We start from the raw sequence: 16,184 nt of genomic DNA on the forward strand, positions 1-16,184 counted from the left end.
CCCGGATGTCCCATGAAGTGGTTTGCCTTGCTCTGCCTGTTCGTGTTCGTCACACGCGCCAATGCCGCGTCTCCCGAGCAGCACTATCTCGATCTGCGCGACCGCTACATCACCAAATTCTCGAAGGCGCCGGAGAACGATGAAACCTCCAGGCAGCATGACGCGGCCCTCAAGGAGTTGACCGGCGTGCTGCGCGGCCTGGTCGGGCCGGTCGCGATCAAGGGGCTGCCCTCGGAGGGAAGCTCCAACGTCGACACGCTGTTCAAAGGCGATTCAGGCTTCGGCCATCTCGACGGGCTCGGCCTCGCCTCCGAAGGTGACAAGATGCAAGCGGTGGTGACCACCACAGCACTGCTCAAGCATTGGCTTGCCGAGCACCGCGAGGACGGCATGCCGCAGGAGATCGGCGCCGCCTTCAAGTCGGACCGCTTCTACTATCAAGCGATCCAGGACTCCGCCTTCGCCAAATATGCGGAGCTGCCGATCATCAAGCCCGCAGCGGCGAGTGTCGCGGTCGCCGTGCTGGGCGTGCGCGGCAATGGCGACCTGAAGGGACCGCCGCATGAAATCGACGTCGTCGCGATCCAGGGCGAGAAGGTCTTCTTCCTCGCCGTCACGGACGCGGTGAAGACGACCGAGATCCCGGCTTGCGAGAAGGTCTGGAAACAGATGATGGCCAAGCCGGTCAACAAGAAGGACCCGCGCGGCGATATGACCCGCGAGGACCAGGCGATGGACGCCATGACGGCGTGCTTCGCCAAGGAAGCGCCAAGCCAGGGCTGGTTCGCTGCGGCGGTGAAGAAGGCGCAAGCCCAGTTGGACCTGCTGCCGCTGCGCTAGCGCGCGCTGGCGCCGAGATTCCACCCGCGACCGCCCTCGCCAAAGATCTCGTATCCACCCGCCGTCACCGCCACCGTGTCCTCGAGCTTGATGAACCCCCGCTTCGGATGCTTCATCGTGGTCTCGATCGAGACCACCATGCCCGGCTCGAGCGGCAGGCGGGCGTCGGTGTCGTCGTAGGGAACCGGACCGCTGGCGGTCAGGCGAGGGGCCTCGTGGCTGACAAGGCCCATGCCGTGGGCCAAAAACTCCGTGCAGTCGCGCTGGCCGATCCGGGCCAGCTGCCGCTCGGCCGCGACGTAGATGTCACCGCCCATGGCGCCCGGCCGGACCGCGGCAAAGGCCGCGCGCTGGACCGTTTCGATCTCAGCCAGGCAGTCCTTCAGCTCGGTGTCCGGCTCGCCCAGCACGGCCATGCGCGCGAGGTCGCCGATATAGCCGTGATAATTGCCGCCGGAGTCGAGCGACAGCACATCGCCTTGCTCCCAGCGCTGCGCCGACGGCGCCCGGTTGTGGCTGCTGCCGCAGGCGAGCAGGCAATATTCGAAGGTCAACCCGCGATTGGCCTCGGCCACGCGCAAAGCATCGGACAATTGCTGCTTGGTCGTGCCCGGGCCATGTCCGGCGATCACCTCCAGCATTGAGGCGATCACCAATTCCGACGCCGTCTTGAGTTTTGCCAGCTCATGCGCCGACTTGACCGCGCGCAGCCGCTCCAGCACCAGCAGCGCGTCCTTGAGCTCGGCGCCGGGCAGGGCGTCGGCAAGCGCCTTCCCTGCGTCCATGGGCAGGAACGCCATCTCGACGCCGATCCGCTTCATCGGCACGCCGGCGTTCTTCAATGCGCTCACGGCCCGCGTCACGGCGTCCACCGAACCGTTGGACTCGGTCCGGACCTGCGGCACCCATGGCGGCGCCACGGCGCGCTGATGGGTCTCCAGCCGATGGCCGATATAGACGGCCTTGTCCGGCGCGCCCTTGGGATAGGCCAGGACCGGCAGATATCGGCTGACGCCCAGGGCATCCATATAGTCGAAGAAGATCGCGCGCTCGGCCCCCAGCAAGTACTGCACATTGTGCTTGGAGGTCGCGACCAGGACGTCGAGACCGGCCGCGTCCATCAGGCGGTCGAGCTTGGCGGCATCGAATGGAATGGCGCGCGAGGCGCTCGCGCGAGTGGCGTTCTCCTGCATGACGAAACCTCCCAATGGCGGCGCGGCTCGAGCGGCGGCGTCCGTTGTCTGCCGTTGATTGTGCGCCCGGAGCAGGGTTCCGGGTATCCTTGGATTGGGCTGGCCTGACCTGCACGGTCACATCCGTAATTCGCATAAGGTATATTATGGAATATATTTATCAACAATTTGATCAAAGACTTAGATCAAACTCCTTCCACCACGCCTTCGCTCAGCGGCGGTTTTCGGCCACGCGCCAGATCATCGCCGCAGCTCTTGACGGCTACTGTGCATGGGGTTGTTTTTCAGTTTTTGTATCCGGCCCATCGCTCCTAAAGCCGATATTGCCGCAAGGATGTCCGGCTGCAATAAGCGAGGCTTCGCGAGATCGCAGATGACCTTCTGACTCCACGTCCGTATAGGTTTGCGTCTCACAACAAGAACAAACTTTTGAGGAAGCAGACCCAATGAGCTTTTCCCGACGCACGCTTCTCAAGGCCTCCGCCGCGACCGCGGTCCTGGGCGGCCTCAGTGCGCCCCATGTCGCGCGGGCCGAGAGCGCCGAGTTCACCTACAAATACGCCAACAATCTGCCGGACACCCATCCCTTGAACGTGCGCGCCAAGGAGATGGCCGCGGCGATCAAGAGCGAGACCGGCGGCAAGTTCGACCTCCAGATCTTCCCGAACAACCAGCTCGGCTCGGACACCGACATGCTGAGCCAGATCCGCTCCGGCGGCGTCGAGTTCTTCACGTTGTCCGGACTGATCCTGGCGACCTTGGTGCCGGCGGCGTCGATCAACGGCATCGGCTTCGCATTCCCGGACTACGACACGGTCTGGAAGGCCATGGACGGCGACCTTGGCGCCTATGTCCGCGGCGAGATCAAGAAGTCCGGCCTCGAGGTCATGGACAAGATCTGGGACAACGGCTTCCGCCAGACCACGTCGTCGAGCAAGCCGATCACCGGCCCGGACGATTTCAAGGGCTTCAAGATCCGCGTGCCGGTGTCGCCGCTGTGGACCTCGATGTTCAAGGCGTTCGACGCGGCGCCCGCCTCGATCAATTTCAGCGAGGTCTATTCGGCGCTCCAGACCAAGATCGTCGAGGGCCAGGAGAACCCGCTGGCGATCATCTCGACCGCAAAGCTCTACGAGGTGCAGAAATACTGCTCGCTGACCAACCACATGTGGGACGGCTTCTGGTTCCTGGCCAACCGCCGCGCATGGGAAAAATTGCCGGAGGATATCCGCAAGGTCGTCGCCAAGAACATCAATGCCGCCGCGCTCAACGAGCGCACCGACACCGCGAAGCTGAACGCCAATCTGCAGCAGGAGCTCGCGGCCAAGGGCCTGACGTTCAACCAGCCCACGGTTGCGCCGTTCCGCGACAAGCTGCGGAGTGCCGGCTTCTATGCGGAGTGGAAGGGCAAATACGGCGAGCAGGCCTGGGACCTTCTGGAGAAGGCCGTCGGCAAGCTATCGTAACGCGTCGGGGCCGGCATGGCTCATACCGAGGTTGAGGTGAGCGCAGTGGCGGGCGAGGTGGCTGATCAGTCCCCTCGCCGACCTTCGCTGCTGGCTGCACTGGAGCGTCTCCTCGGCCTCATCGTCGAAATCCCTGCGGCGATTTTGGTCATCGCCGAGATCGTGATCCTGTTTGCCGGCGTGGTGGCGCGCTACGGCCTGCACCGGCCGCTGATCTGGTCCGACGAACTCGCCTCCATCCTGTTCCTGTGGCTGGCCATGCTGGGCTCAGCCGTGGCGTTTCGCCGCTCCGAGCACATGCGCATGACCGCGATCGTCGCCAGCGCCAGCCCGGCGATGCGGGCTTGGCTCGATCTGGTCGCAACCTGCGCCGCGCTGGCCTTCCTGGCGATGGTGGTGTGGCCATCCTGGGACTACGCCTACGAAGAAAGCTACATCACCACGCCGGCGCTCCAGATCTCGAACATGTGGCGCGCGGCAGCGCTCCCGGCCGGGATCTGCCTGATGGCGGCGTTCGCGCTGTTGCGGCTGGTGCGCACAGCAGATTACCGGATGGTTGCGGCCGCAATTGCCTCGGTTGCCATCGTCATCGGCCTGTTCTGGCTGGCTGAGCCGGCGTTGCGGCCGCTCGGCAATCTCAACCTCGTCATCTTCTTCGTCGGGGTCGCCGGCTTCTGCGTCTTCGCGGGCGTTCCCATTGCGTTCGGCTTTGGCCTCGCCATCTTCGGCTATCTGGCGCTGACCACGCGGACACCCGTGATGGTGCTGGTCGGGCGGATGGACGAGGGCATGAGCCACCTCATCCTGCTCTCGGTGCCACTCTTTGTATTTTTGGGGCTCTTGATAGAAATGACCGGCATGGCCCGGGCCATGGTGGCGTTTTTGGCCAGCCTGCTCGGCCATGTCCGCGGCGGCCTGCACTATGTCCTGGTCGGCGCCATGTACCTGGTCTCCGGCATCTCCGGGGCCAAGGCCGCCGACATGGCGGCGGTCGCGCCAGTGCTGTTTCCGGAAATGAAGCAGCGCGGCGCCCGCCCCGGCGATCTCGTCGCGCTTCTAGCGGCGACGGGTGCCCAGACCGAGACCATCCCGCCGAGCCTGGTGCTGATCACCATCGGCTCGGTGACGGGCGTCTCGATCGCCGCGCTGTTCACGGGCGGCCTCCTGCCCGGCGTGGTGCTTGCGGTCACGCTCTGCATGCTGGTCCGGTGGCGGTATCGGCACGAGGATATGAGCCACGTCCAGCGCGCCCCCGCTTCCGAGATCGGCAAGACCTTCATCATCGCCCTGCCCGCGTTGGCGCTGCCTTTCGTGATCCGCTACGCAGTGGTCGAGGGCATTGCGACGGCCACCGAAGTTTCGACCATCGGCATCGTCTACGGCGCTCTCGTCGGCCTCCTGGTCTACCGCCGGTTCAACTGGCGGCGGCTGTTTCCGATGCTGGTCGAAACGGCGGCGCTGTCCGGCGCCATCCTCCTGATCATCGGCACGGCGACCGGCATGGCCTGGGGCCTGACCCAGTCCGGCTTCTCGCGCTCGCTGGCGGCGGCCATGACGGGGTTGCCGGGCGGGTCGGCGAGCTTCATCGCGGTCTCGATCCTGGCCTTCACCGTCCTCGGCAGCGTGCTGGAGGGCATTCCGGCGATCGTGCTGTTCGGGCCGCTGTTGTTTCCGATCGCGCGCGCCGTCGGCGTGCATGAGGTGCACTATGCCATGGTGATCATTCTTGCGATGGGGATCGGGTTATTCGCCCCGCCCTTCGGCGTCGGCTATTATGCCGCCTGCGCCATCGGACGCGTCGATCCGGCCGAAGGCATCAGGCCGATCTGGGGCTATCTGCTGGCGCTGCTGGTGGGATTGATCATCGTCGCGGTCTTCCCCTGGATCTCGACTGGATTCCTTTGACGCGGCGTGAGGGAGGGTGTCGATGAGTGAGCGGCAGAACCAATACAATGTCGGCCTGGACAAGACGCCCGCCAACTACGTGCCGCTGACGCCGCTGAGCTTCCTCGCGCGCAGCGCCGCCGTCTATCCCGATCACGTCAGCACCGTCTACGAGGGCCTCAGCTTCAGCTGGGCGCAGACCTACGAGCGCTGCAAGCGCTTCGCCTCCTACCTCGCGGGCAAGGGCATCGGCGTCGGCGACACCGTCGCAGCGATGCTGCCGAATATTCCTGCGATGAACGAGGCGCATTTCGCTGTGCCGATGACGGGCGCCGTGCTCAACGCGCTCAACATCCGCCTCGATGCGCCCTCCATCGCGTTTCAGCTCGATCACGGCGGAGCGAAGATCATTTTGGTCGATCCCGAGTTTTCGGGCGTGATCACTGACGCGCTGGCGCAGATGAGCGGCCCAAAGCCGTTCGTGATCGACGTCAACGATGCCGCCTTCATGGGCGGCAAGCGCATCGGCGAGATCGAATACGAGGCTGCTGTCGCGCAGGGCGATCCAAACTTCACTGCGCTCCCCCCCACGGACGAATGGGACGCGATCGCGCTGAGCTACACCTCGGGCACGACAGGCAATCCCAAGGGCGTCGTCACCCATCATCGCGGCGCCTATCTGAATGCCGTCAGCAATATCCTCGCAGGCCAACTCGGCCAGCATCCTGTCTATCTCTGGACGCTGCCGATGTTCCACTGCAACGGCTGGTGCTTCCCCTGGACCATTGCAGCCGCCGCCGGCATCAATGTTTGCCTGCGCAAGGTCGAGCCGACGAAAATCTTCGAGCTGATCAGGACGCACGGCGTTACCCACATGTGCGGCGCGCCGATCGTCTACAATACGCTGATCAACGCGCCCGATGCGCCGAAAGGTAACGCCGCTCGCCGCGTCGTCGGGTTGATCGCAGGCGCCGCGCCGCCGGTCGCGGTGCTCGAGGGCGCAGAGAACATCGGCATCAAGCTGACCCACGTGTATGGCCTGACCGAGGTCTACGGCCCCGCCTCCGTCTGCGCGGAGCAGCCCGGTTGGGACGATCTCCCCGCCGCCGAGCGCGCCAGCATGAAGCGCCGGCAGGGCGTGCCCTACCCGCTCGAGGAAGCCGTCACCGTCATCAATCCGCAGACCATGAGGCAAGTCCCGCGCGACGGCGAGACCATCGGCGAGGTCATGTTCCGCGGCAACATCGTGATGAAGGGCTACCTGAAGAACGAGAAGGCGACCAAGGAGGCGTTCGAGGGCGGCTGGTTTCACACCGGCGATCTCGGCGTGCTCGACGAGCACGGCTACGTCATCATCAAGGACCGCTCCAAGGACATCATCATCTCCGGGGGCGAGAACATCTCCTCCGTCGAGGTCGAGGACATCCTCTACAAGCATCCCGCCGTGCTGTTCGCGGCCGTTGTCGCCAAGCCGGACCCGAAATGGGGCGAGGTGCCCTGCGCCTTCGTCGAGTTGAAGGACGGCGCCAGCGCCAGCGAAGCCGAGATCATAGCCTTCTGCCGTACGCATATGAGTGGCTTCAAGACGCCGAAGGCGGTCGTGTTCGGGCCGATCCCGAAGACGTCGACGGGCAAGATCCAGAAATTCCTGCTGCGCAACGAGGTGGGATCGGCAAGGGCGATTACGGCCTGAGCCGATTCCTTGGACCTGCCCGTCCTAATTGCTTGATAAAGCTGGACAGGCAAGGCAGTTTCCGGCCGGGCTCGCCGAGTCAATCCTGCGAACCGTCCGCTCAGCCTTCGCGCGCGAAGGAAAAGCTCCCATCGAGGCTCTATGGCAACCAGGTCCGCCGACAAGCTGAAAGTCTTTCGCATCCGCCGTGCGCCAAAAGGCGGCCGCAAGGCAGCGCCCGGCCCCGACATCGAAGGAAAAATTCTCGATGCGGCGGAGTTCGTCTTTGGGCATTTCGGCTTTCGAGGAGCGACGACGGCACTGATCGCCAAAAAGGCGTCGATCGCGAAGCCCCACATCTACTACTATTTCGAGGACAAGGAGGATCTGTATCGCGCGGTGCTGGAACGCGCGATGAACATGTGGGCACGAGACATGGATAGTCTCGACATGACGTCCGACATCGAGACCATCCTCGTGCGCTACGTCAGCAGGAAGATCGATTTCTCGCGAGACCACCCGCATCTGTCGCGCATCTACGCCAACGAAATCATCAGCGGTGCGCAATTCATCGGCAGCTTCATCGAAAAAGTCTCGACACCGTTGCTGCTCGAGAAGGTCAAGACCCTCGACCAATGGGCCGCGAGCGGGGCGATTCGGCGGATCAGCGCTGTCGATCTGTTCTTCTGCATCTGGGCGATGACCCAGGCCTATGCGGATTATTCCAGCCAGATGATCATCATGAAGGGCAAGAGACAGCTCGAAGAGGCCGATTACGCCGCGGCCAAGGCGACGATCCTCCAGCTCGTTTTCGGCGGACTTGGCCTTTCGGACCCCGCCGGGCCCGGCACCTAGCCCCTTGTTCGGCCGCTCGTTTTTCGCGAGCGCACCTACTCCCCCCGTATCGCCATTTCGCTCATGCGCGGGACATCTTGGCCAGAACCTGCTACTCTACCTACGATTGCCGTCAAGAATTAGGCCGATCGTCGATCGCAAGATCGAAAAATCATGTTTGTAAAATTATTTTATCAATCGTAAAATGATTTTATCGATCGTTATAAAAATGGCATGTCGCTTGCTTCGATCCGATCGTCCGCAAGACGCGGGCATCAACAGCGGGATTACGGCTTCCAACGAGGCAGTTACTCCTGCGCCAGCAAATTCGAGGTAGAGGACATGTCATCCAACAGCGGCGACGTTCCCACGCTGATCATCACCGGGGCCCATCCAAAGCTTTACAATCACGACCTTGCTCCAACCGCGCCCGAGGGGCGAACCTGGGGTGTCTTCAGCCTGTTTGCGATGTGGATGTCGGACGTCCACTCGGTCGGCGGCTATACGTTCGCGGCAAGCCTGTTTTTTCTCGGCTTGACCGGATGGCAGGTCCTCATTTCGATGACGGTGGGCATCACGGCGGTCTACTTCCTGATGAACCTCATCGGTCGGCCATCCCAGCGCTACGGGATCCCCTTCCCGGTCATGGCGCGCGTGTCGTTCGGGGTGATGGGAGCCAATCTTGCCGCCACGGTGCGCGGGGTCGTCGGCATCGTCTGGTACGGCGTGCAGACCTACTTCGCCTCGAAGGCGGTTCAGATCCTGATCGTCACCCTAATTCCCTCGGCGGCCGATCTGACACATAACAGCATCATTGGCCTGTCGACCCTTGCCTGGTTCAGCTTTCTGTTCATGTGGCTGTTCCAGCTCATCATCTTCCTGAGCGGGATGGAGCGCATCCGCCGCTTCATCGATTTCTGCGGGCCGGTGGTTTACGTCATCATGTTCGCCCTTGCGATCTGGATGCTGTGGCAGAGCGGCCTTTCGAGCCTGTCGCTTCAGCTCAGTCCTCCCGCGGCCTCGAACGCGGCAACGGTTGGCGTGATGACGAATGCCGCCATGCTGATCGTCGCCTACTTCTCGGCTCTCCTGCTCAACTTCGGCGACTTCGCCCGGTTCGCCAAGGACGAGGACGCCATGAGAAAGGGAAATCTGCTCGGCCTGCCCGTCAACTTCCTGGTGTTTTCGATCATCACGGTGATCGTGACAGCCCGCACGCTGAAGGTTTTCGGCGAAGCGATCATGGATCCGGTCCTGATCGTCGAGAAGATCGGCAATCCGATTGTGGTCATCGTCGGCTCGATTACGTTCATCGTCGCGACCATGGGCATTAACATCGTCGCCAACTTCGTCTCGCCCGCCTATGACATCTCCAACCTCAATCCGGAGCGCATCAATTTCAAGATGGGCGGGCTTATCACGTCGATCCTGTCGGTGCTGGTCTGTCCCTGGTTGTTCGTCGCGAGCCCCTCGGCCATCACGCTGTTCGTCAGCGTGTTTGGCTCAACGCTCGGACCGATGTTCGGCATCATGATCGCCGACTATTACCCCGTGAAAAGGCAGATCGTGAAAGTCGAAGACCTCTACACGATGTCGCCGGGCGGCGCGTTCAACTACGAGGGAGGCTGGAATCACAAGGCGCTGATTGCGCTCGCCCTCTCCGGCACGCTGTCCATCGGATTGTCCCTGTTGGGCGCCTATGGACTGATCTTCAACGTCGGTGACTGGGGATGGCTCATCGGGGCCAGCGCCGGCGGATTGATCTACCGGGCGCTCTCGAAGGAGCAAAGGCCGGTTGCCGTCATCGTCGGGGCGGGCGAATGAGTTTCGGAGTTGCGGGTCGACCGTCATCTGGGCGGCGCTCCCGCAACACAACCAGCATGCGCGTTCGGTCGAACGCGCATGCCAGTCTAGTACGATGTCGCAGCGATCGGTGGCGATGCCGCTACTTGTCGCCACTCCCATCACCGGTCTTGACCGATTGCAGATCTGCGACCGCCTCCTCCAATATGGTGGCAACCTCCAGCAGCGAGATCACCAGGCGCGGCGTGCGCCTGAGCCTCTCGTCGACCGCGACCGCGGACAAATCGTTCCGCTTCCGGCCACCAAGCAATCCCCGTCGTCCAAAGGCGACCTTATGGACGTTACCGGAGACATATCCCACGGAGGCCCATGACTGCTTCGATTCCAGCAAGAGCTCGCCGACCATCCGATCCATCACGGTGAGGATAGCGGTCAGATCTTCGGTCGCGCCCGCTAGACCGTGCTTGCGGCTACCCGGATTGATGTCGCGGGATCTCCGTTCGCCTAAAGGCTTCGGCAATGACCTGGCTTGCGGTTCAGCAAGTCTGTCCAGCAACGCGCTGAATCGGGAGCGGGCAGCGCGAACGAGATCTTCCAGGAAGGACAGATTGGTCTGCGCCGATGCCGACATGACGTGCGGCTTGATCGTTCTGAAATGCATCGATGCTCCGGGGGCAACCAGCGTGGAAGTCGAAGTGGCGCCACAATCTAGGGGCGCCGGCCCCGGGGCGCTTGAACGTCCTGAGCCACGATTGATCGAAACAAGCCTGCAAGAAAATCAGGCAAGGGCATCACAACCGAGCGCAGACCGGACCGATCGGGCTCGACCGCGTGTTGGCAGCGCATCATGACCGATGCTGGCCTCTACGGAGATCGGCTTGCGAAGCTGTTTCCAATGATCAGCGAGCCGCGCTCGGGCCTGGTCAAGTCGCTGCAAAAAGGAACGTTCGCCGCGGCGCGGATGGCATATTCCGGACCGGTCGGCGATCCGACGCTGCCGTCCCCTCCGGACGAGGCCTTCGCACTTTGCCTTCGGCTGCAGTATCAGCGAGCCGAGTCGTGGCTGGACGGTCGATACGCGCCCAAGGGCGCCTTGAAGGACGAGACGAGCATCTACGATCTGCGATGTGAAACGGTCGTTCACTTCCGCGATCCCTTTGACTTTATTTACCTGTATCTGCCCCATGGCACGCTAAACGACCTGGCGAACCAGCTTGAGCTTGGTCGCGTTGAATATGACGTTGCCGCGGGCGCGAGCTTCCTCGATCCGGTCATGGCTCATCTGGGCCATTGCCTTCTGCCGATGCTCGAAAGGCCCCATGAGGCCAACGAGCTCTTCGTGGGCCACGTTGCGATGGCGCTGAACACTCATTTCCTCAACAAATATGCCGTCGGCCGACCCCGCGTTCGCTCTTACCGTAGCGGATTGGCGCCATGGCAACTTCGGACGGCGAAGGCACTCATTCGCGCGAATCTCCATGGCGAAATCCCGCTGGCACGGATCGCCAGCGAATGTGGCGTATCAGCCGCCCACTTCGCCCGCGCTTTCCGGGTCAGCACCGGAACTCCGCCGCACCGATGGTTGATGAATCAGCGCATCGAGCAAAGCAAGGTGCTGCTGGCGGACTCGCCGCTGTCGCTCACGGAGATTGCGATCAAATGCGGCTTCGCGGATCAGAGCCATTTTACCAGAGTCTTCTCAGCGGCAACCGGCGCCACACCCGGACGCTGGCGATTGGTTCGCAAAGGTTGATCCATGAGGCCGCGTATCGCAGGAGGCCGATTGCCGATGCGATAACAAGCGCGGATAGACGCCGCGCTTGTAGGCGCCGTCCCGATTCACATCTTCTTATAGGCGTCGATCAAGGCCTGGCCATCGGCGCCGGCCTTCTTGAGCCAGTCGGCCGTGAGCTGCTCGCCAACCTTCTGGAAGCCGGCCTTCAGCGCAGTGCTCGGCGGCTCGACCGTCATGCCCTTGGCCTTGAGCTGGTCGATGTACCAATTGGCCTTCTCTTCCCAGGCCTTCCAGCCGCGCGTCTCTGCGATGGCAGCGGCCTTGAGGATGGCTTCCTGGGTCGGCTTGTCGAGCGCGTCGAAGGTGGCCTTGTTGACGAAGGTGTAGTCCTTGGGGATCCAGGCCTGTACGTCGTAGAAGTATTTCAGCGACTCCCAGGCCTTCGCATCATAGCCGGTGCCGCCCGACGACATGAACGAGTTTACGACGCCGGTGGCGAGTGCCTGCGGCAGCTCGGCCGCCTGGATCGTGACCGACTGGGCGCCGACCAGTTCGCCGATGCGCGCGGTTCCGACATTGTAGGCGCGCCATTTAAGGCCCTTCATGTCCTCGATCGTGGCAAGCGGCTTGTTGACGTAGACCCCCTGCGGCGCCCAGGGCACGGCGAAGAGCAGCTTGAGGCCTTGTGCATCCAGCTTCTTGGAGATCAGGGCCTTGGAGGCCTGATAAAGCTTCATCGCATCCGGAAAGCTGGTCGCAAGGAAAGGCACGACGTCGATACCGTAGACCGGGTCCTCATTCTCATGGATCGACAGCAGTACCTCGCCCATTTGCGCCTGGCCGGTCATCACCGCACGCTTGATGTCGGGGGCCTTGAACAACGAGGCTCCCGGATGGACCGTGATCTGAAGCTTGCCCGAGGTGGCGGCTTCGACGTCCTTGGCGAACGCGACCAGGTTCTCCGAATGCGGATTGTCGGCGGGGTATGCCGCCGGCAAATTCCACTTGGTTTGGGCCATGACAGGCGTTGCGGCGAGCAAGGCGCCGGCGATCAGGCCTGCGCGAATGAGACGAGACTTCATTGGACTTCTCCTCACGGTCGAATTGAGATCAGTCGGGGAAAGCGAGTTTGGGCAGAAGCATCACGATCCGCGGATACTCGGTGATGATGAACACCGCGGCCAGCAGCAGCACAAAGAACGGGAACGCCGCCCGCGCAACCGTGATGGTGTCGCGGCCGCTCATGTTCTGAAGCACGAACAGGTTGAAGCCGACCGGCGGCGTGATCTGCGCCATCTCGACGTGGATGATCAGATAGACGCCAAACCAGACCAGATCGAGCCCGGCCTGCTTCACCATCGGCAGCACGATGACTGCGGTCAGTACGATCATCGAAATGCCGTCGATCAGACATCCCAGGATGATGTACATGATGCTGAGATATAGCGCGAGCATGCCCGGCGTAAGGTGCTGCCCCTGGACCCAGGTGGCGAGCGCCGCGGGGATGCCTGTATAGGCCATCGCCGCCGTGGTGTAGGCCGCGCCCGCCAGAATCAGCATGATCATGCAGGTCAGGCGCGTGGCGCTCATGATGCTCTCGAAGAAGTTCTTGCGCGTCAGCGTGCCGCTCCACCACGCCAGAAGCAGTGCGCCTGTGACGCCCCATGCGGCGCATTCGGTTGCGGTTGCAAAGCCGAGCACGAGGGAGAGGAAGACCGCGAGGATCAGCAGCAGGCAAGGTGCAAGCCGCGCCGACTCGCGCAGCTTTTGCCGGAACGGCATCGGCGGGTCGCGGGGCGGAATTTTGCTTGGGTTCAGCAGTGACCAGATGATGATGTATCCGGATCAAAGCACCATCACGAGTACGCCCGGCAGGAAGCCGCCGAGGAAGACCTGGAGCACGGAGACGTTCGCCGTGACCGCGTAGACCACCATCGGAATCGAAGGCGGAATCAACAGGCCGAGCGTGCCGGAGCCAGCGAGAGAGCCGAGACTGAGAGCCTTGTCGTAACCACGCTTGTCGAGCTCCGGCAGGGCGATCTTGCCGATGGTGGCACAGGTCGCTGCCGACGACCCTGACACCGCTGCGAAGATCCCGCAGCCGATCACGTTCACATGCGTAAGCCGGCCCGGCAGCCACTGCACCCAGGGCGATAGGCCACGGAACATCTCCTCGGACAATTTAGTGCGAAATAGGAGCTCACCCATCCAGATGAACAACGGCAGCGCGGCTAGCGTCCATGACGAGCTCGCGCTCCAGGTGGTGGTGGCCAGCACCGACCCTAGGGGCAGGCTCGTGGTCAGCGCCATCGCGACGAAGCCGACGAGCCCGAGCGAAACCGCGATCCAGACCCCACTTCCGAGCAGCAGGATCATGACGCCGAGCAGGACGAAGGAAAGCTCAATCATGCCGAGATTGGCCATGGTCAACCTCCACCGCCCTGCGAGATGCGCTCGATGAATTCGTCCGGCGTCTCGTCCGGCGAGCCCTTCTCGTAGGTTGGCCGCTTGCCGCCCACGACACTGACCATCTCGTCAATCAGCGCGATCGACAGGATCACGAGGCCGCCGGCAAAGCCAAGCTGGGGAATCCAGAGCGGAACCGCGAGCACGCCTTGCGCCACGTCGTTGAAGCGCCAGGAGTCGTAAGTCATTTGCAACGCGTGTCGGGTGAAATAGAGAACGAAGGCGGTCGCAATTGCGAGCGCCACGATCTCCGCGACCTGCTTGGTCCGTCCGTGCAGGCGTTCCAGCAGCAGGCCGACGCGGATCATCTCGCCGCGCTTGAAGGTGTGGGCGAGGCCGAGAAAGGCCATTGCGGCCATGCACCATGATGCGAAATCATCACCGGCTGGAATGTTGAGCGCAAACTGCCGCCCGACCGACATCGCCATCATGATGGCGAAGATCGCAACCAGGAATGCGCCGGCCGCGATGCCCGAGCCGAGATAAAGCAGATCCAGTGCGCGCCGGACCAGTCCGGCAGAGTTTACATCGTGCTCGTGCCCTGCCACGCGGTCCCCATCCTCATCCAGCGGCGCAATCAAGCTTGACTATCGCCACCAGCCCAGCCTCTGTCCTTCAGACGTTAGACCAACACGATGAGGCTTGCGAAGCAAGGAGCATCCCGCCCTGCAGCAAATTTCTGCTGGATTGTGCTCAGTGCGTCTCCAGCCGCATTCCGTCATAGGCCGGCACCACGCCGGATGGCAGCGATTGCCGGATCACTTCGTAATCGACGTCGGCGGTCATGTTGGTGATGACTGCGCGCTTCGGCTTGAACCGTTCGATCCAGGACAGCGCGTCGTTGATGCTGAAATGGCTGGGATGGCCGGTATAGCGCAGCCCGTCGACGATCCAGAGATCGAGATTCTCCAGCGCGCCCCAGCTCTCGCGCGGGATGTCGTTGAGATCGGGTGTATAGGCGGCATTGCCGATGCGATAGCCGAGCGCTGGGATCTGGCCGTGCTGGACCAGGAAGGCGGTCATCGTGACGTCCCCGCCCTTGCCGCCGATCACCCGCGTCTCACCCGCCTCAATCGAATGCCGATTGAGGATCGGCGGATAGTCGCTGCCCTCCGGCGAGATGAAGCAATAGGAGAACCGCGCCATGATGTCCTTGGCGGTCGACTGATTGAAATAGACCGGAATGCGCTTGCGCATATGGATCACGACCGAGCGCAGATCGTCCATGCCGTGTGTCTGGTCGGCATGTTCGTGCGTCAAGAACACGGCGTCGATGTGGTCGACATTGGCATCGATCAACTGCTCGCGGAGGTCAGGCGACGTATCTATCACGATGCGCGTGGTGCCATGACCTGATGTCTGCTCGACCAGCAGCGAGCATCGGCGGCGGCGGTTCTTGGGATTGTTGGGATCGCAGGCGCCCCAGCCGAGGGCCGGACGCGGCACGCCGGCGGAGGAGCCGCAGCCCAGGATTGTCAGCGTCAGTGTCATGCGGCTCCCAATTCAGGCTTTCACCTTCGAGAACAGGCGGAAGAAGTTTTCGGTGGTTTCGCGCGAGATCTCCTCGACCGACACGCCGCGGCTCTCGGCCAGCACCTTTGCGACCTCGACGACATAAGCCGGCTCGTTGCGTTTGCCGCGAAACTTGCCGGGCGCAAGATATGGAGAATCCGTTTCGACCATAATGCGATCGGACGGCAGTTCGGCCGCAAGCGAACGCAGCGCCTCCGACTTCTTGAAGGTCAGGATGCCCGTGAATCCGATGTAGTGCCCAAGCGACACCGCCTTCAGCGCCAGCTCGCGCCCACCCGTGTAACAATGCAGCACGGCGCGAAACGATCCCTTCGCGGCTTCCTCTTCCAGGATGCGGGCGCAATCCTCATCGGCCTCGCGGGTGTGGATCACGAGCGGCAGACCGGTCGCGCGGGCCGCGGCAATGTGGGCGCGAAAGCCCCTCGCCTGTGCCTCGGGCGAGCCGTCATCGTAGAAATAGTCGAGCCCGGCTTCGCCGAGCGCCACGACTTTCGGATGCTGCGTCAGCGCGATCAGCTCGTCTGGTGCGATGCCGTCCTCCTCATCCGCATTGTGCGGATGGGTGCCGACCGAGCAATAGACGTCCTCGTATCGTTCAGCGATCGCGATGAGGTCGTTGAGCCGGCGCACCCTGGTCGAGATCGTGACCATGCGGCCGACGCCGGCCGCGCGGGCGCGCGATATGATGCCGTCGAGATCTTCGGCAAAGTCCGGAAAATCCAGATGGCAGTGACTGTCGACCAGCATCGTGGGAACGC

General features: G+C 62.7%; 13 protein-coding genes and 1 pseudogene. 7 read left to right on the forward strand and 7 right to left on the reverse strand.

Annotation, left to right across the window (positions count from 1 at the left end; genetic code table 11):
- Positions 1-12: 12 nt before the first annotated feature.
- Positions 13-840 (forward strand): hypothetical protein, encoded by an 828-nt coding sequence (locus AC0L2O_RS10735; protein ID WP_473369692.1) that lies wholly within the window; start codon positions 13-15, stop codon positions 838-840.
- On the opposite strand, the gene AC0L2O_RS10740 is transcribed toward AC0L2O_RS10735, so the two are convergent.
- Positions 837-2,033 carry a M24 family metallopeptidase gene (locus AC0L2O_RS10740; RefSeq protein ID WP_473369693.1) on the reverse strand — a complete coding sequence of 399 codons (1,197 nt, stop codon included), beginning with the start codon at positions 2,031-2,033 and terminating at the stop codon, positions 837-839. The genes AC0L2O_RS10735 and AC0L2O_RS10740 overlap by 4 nt on opposite strands.
- Before the next feature lie 446 nt (positions 2,034-2,479).
- Here AC0L2O_RS10740 and AC0L2O_RS10745 point away from each other — a divergent pair, with 446 nt between their 5' ends.
- The 5 genes from AC0L2O_RS10745 to AC0L2O_RS10765 all read left to right on the forward strand — a co-directional run bounded on the left by AC0L2O_RS10745 (position 2,480) and on the right by AC0L2O_RS10765 (position 9,713).
- Complete coding sequence (locus AC0L2O_RS10745; protein ID WP_369723555.1) at positions 2,480-3,499, forward strand: TRAP transporter substrate-binding protein; 1,020 nt, start codon at positions 2,480-2,482, stop codon at positions 3,497-3,499.
- Between the two features lie 15 nt (positions 3,500-3,514).
- Positions 3,515-5,404, forward strand: a complete 1,890-nt coding sequence (locus AC0L2O_RS10750; RefSeq protein ID WP_473369694.1) for a TRAP transporter large permease — start codon at positions 3,515-3,517, stop codon at positions 5,402-5,404.
- A 22-nt stretch (positions 5,405-5,426) separates the two neighbouring features.
- Positions 5,427-7,076 carry an acyl-CoA synthetase gene (locus tag AC0L2O_RS10755; RefSeq protein WP_473369695.1) on the forward strand — a complete coding sequence of 550 codons (1,650 nt, stop codon included), beginning with the start codon at positions 5,427-5,429 and terminating at the stop codon, positions 7,074-7,076.
- Positions 7,077-7,217: 141 nt separating this feature from the next.
- Positions 7,218-7,910 carry a TetR/AcrR family transcriptional regulator gene (locus tag AC0L2O_RS10760; protein WP_409188697.1) on the forward strand — a complete coding sequence of 231 codons (693 nt, stop codon included), beginning with the start codon at positions 7,218-7,220 and terminating at the stop codon, positions 7,908-7,910.
- A 321-nt stretch (positions 7,911-8,231) separates the two neighbouring features.
- Positions 8,232-9,713, forward strand: a complete 1,482-nt coding sequence (locus AC0L2O_RS10765; RefSeq protein ID WP_473369696.1) for an NCS1 family nucleobase:cation symporter-1 — start codon at positions 8,232-8,234, stop codon at positions 9,711-9,713.
- Positions 9,714-9,834: 121 nt separating this feature from the next.
- Here AC0L2O_RS10765 and AC0L2O_RS10770 read toward each other — a convergent pair whose 3' ends face one another.
- Entirely contained in the window at positions 9,835-10,353 is a 519-nt protein-coding gene (locus AC0L2O_RS10770) for a hypothetical protein (RefSeq protein ID WP_409188699.1), read from the reverse strand.
- A gap of 186 nt (positions 10,354-10,539) precedes the next feature.
- Between AC0L2O_RS10770 and AC0L2O_RS10775 the strand changes: the two genes are divergently transcribed.
- Positions 10,540-11,445: a helix-turn-helix domain-containing protein gene (locus AC0L2O_RS10775; protein ID WP_473369697.1), complete on the forward strand. Its 906-nt coding sequence runs from the start codon at positions 10,540-10,542 to the stop codon at positions 11,443-11,445.
- Between the two features lie 86 nt (positions 11,446-11,531).
- On the opposite strand, the gene AC0L2O_RS10780 is transcribed toward AC0L2O_RS10775, so the two are convergent.
- The 5 genes and pseudogenes from AC0L2O_RS10780 to AC0L2O_RS10800 form a co-directional block, all read right to left on the reverse strand.
- Positions 11,532-12,509: a TRAP transporter substrate-binding protein gene (locus tag AC0L2O_RS10780; RefSeq protein WP_473369698.1), complete on the reverse strand. Its 978-nt coding sequence runs from the start codon at positions 12,507-12,509 to the stop codon at positions 11,532-11,534.
- 28 nt (positions 12,510-12,537) lie between these two features.
- Positions 12,538-13,851, reverse strand: a pseudogene (locus tag AC0L2O_RS10785) (TRAP transporter large permease).
- A 2-nt stretch (positions 13,852-13,853) separates the two neighbouring features.
- Positions 13,854-14,441 carry a TRAP transporter small permease gene (locus AC0L2O_RS10790; protein ID WP_473369699.1) on the reverse strand — a complete coding sequence of 196 codons (588 nt, stop codon included), beginning with the start codon at positions 14,439-14,441 and terminating at the stop codon, positions 13,854-13,856.
- A gap of 145 nt (positions 14,442-14,586) precedes the next feature.
- Positions 14,587-15,384: an MBL fold metallo-hydrolase gene (locus AC0L2O_RS10795; protein WP_473369700.1), complete on the reverse strand. Its 798-nt coding sequence runs from the start codon at positions 15,382-15,384 to the stop codon at positions 14,587-14,589.
- A gap of 12 nt (positions 15,385-15,396) precedes the next feature.
- Entirely contained in the window at positions 15,397-16,173 is a 777-nt protein-coding gene (locus tag AC0L2O_RS10800) for a TatD family hydrolase (RefSeq protein ID WP_473369701.1), read from the reverse strand.
- Positions 16,174-16,184: the final 11 nt, after the last annotated feature.

The organism is Bradyrhizobium sp. Kon10 (assembly GCF_055807395.1).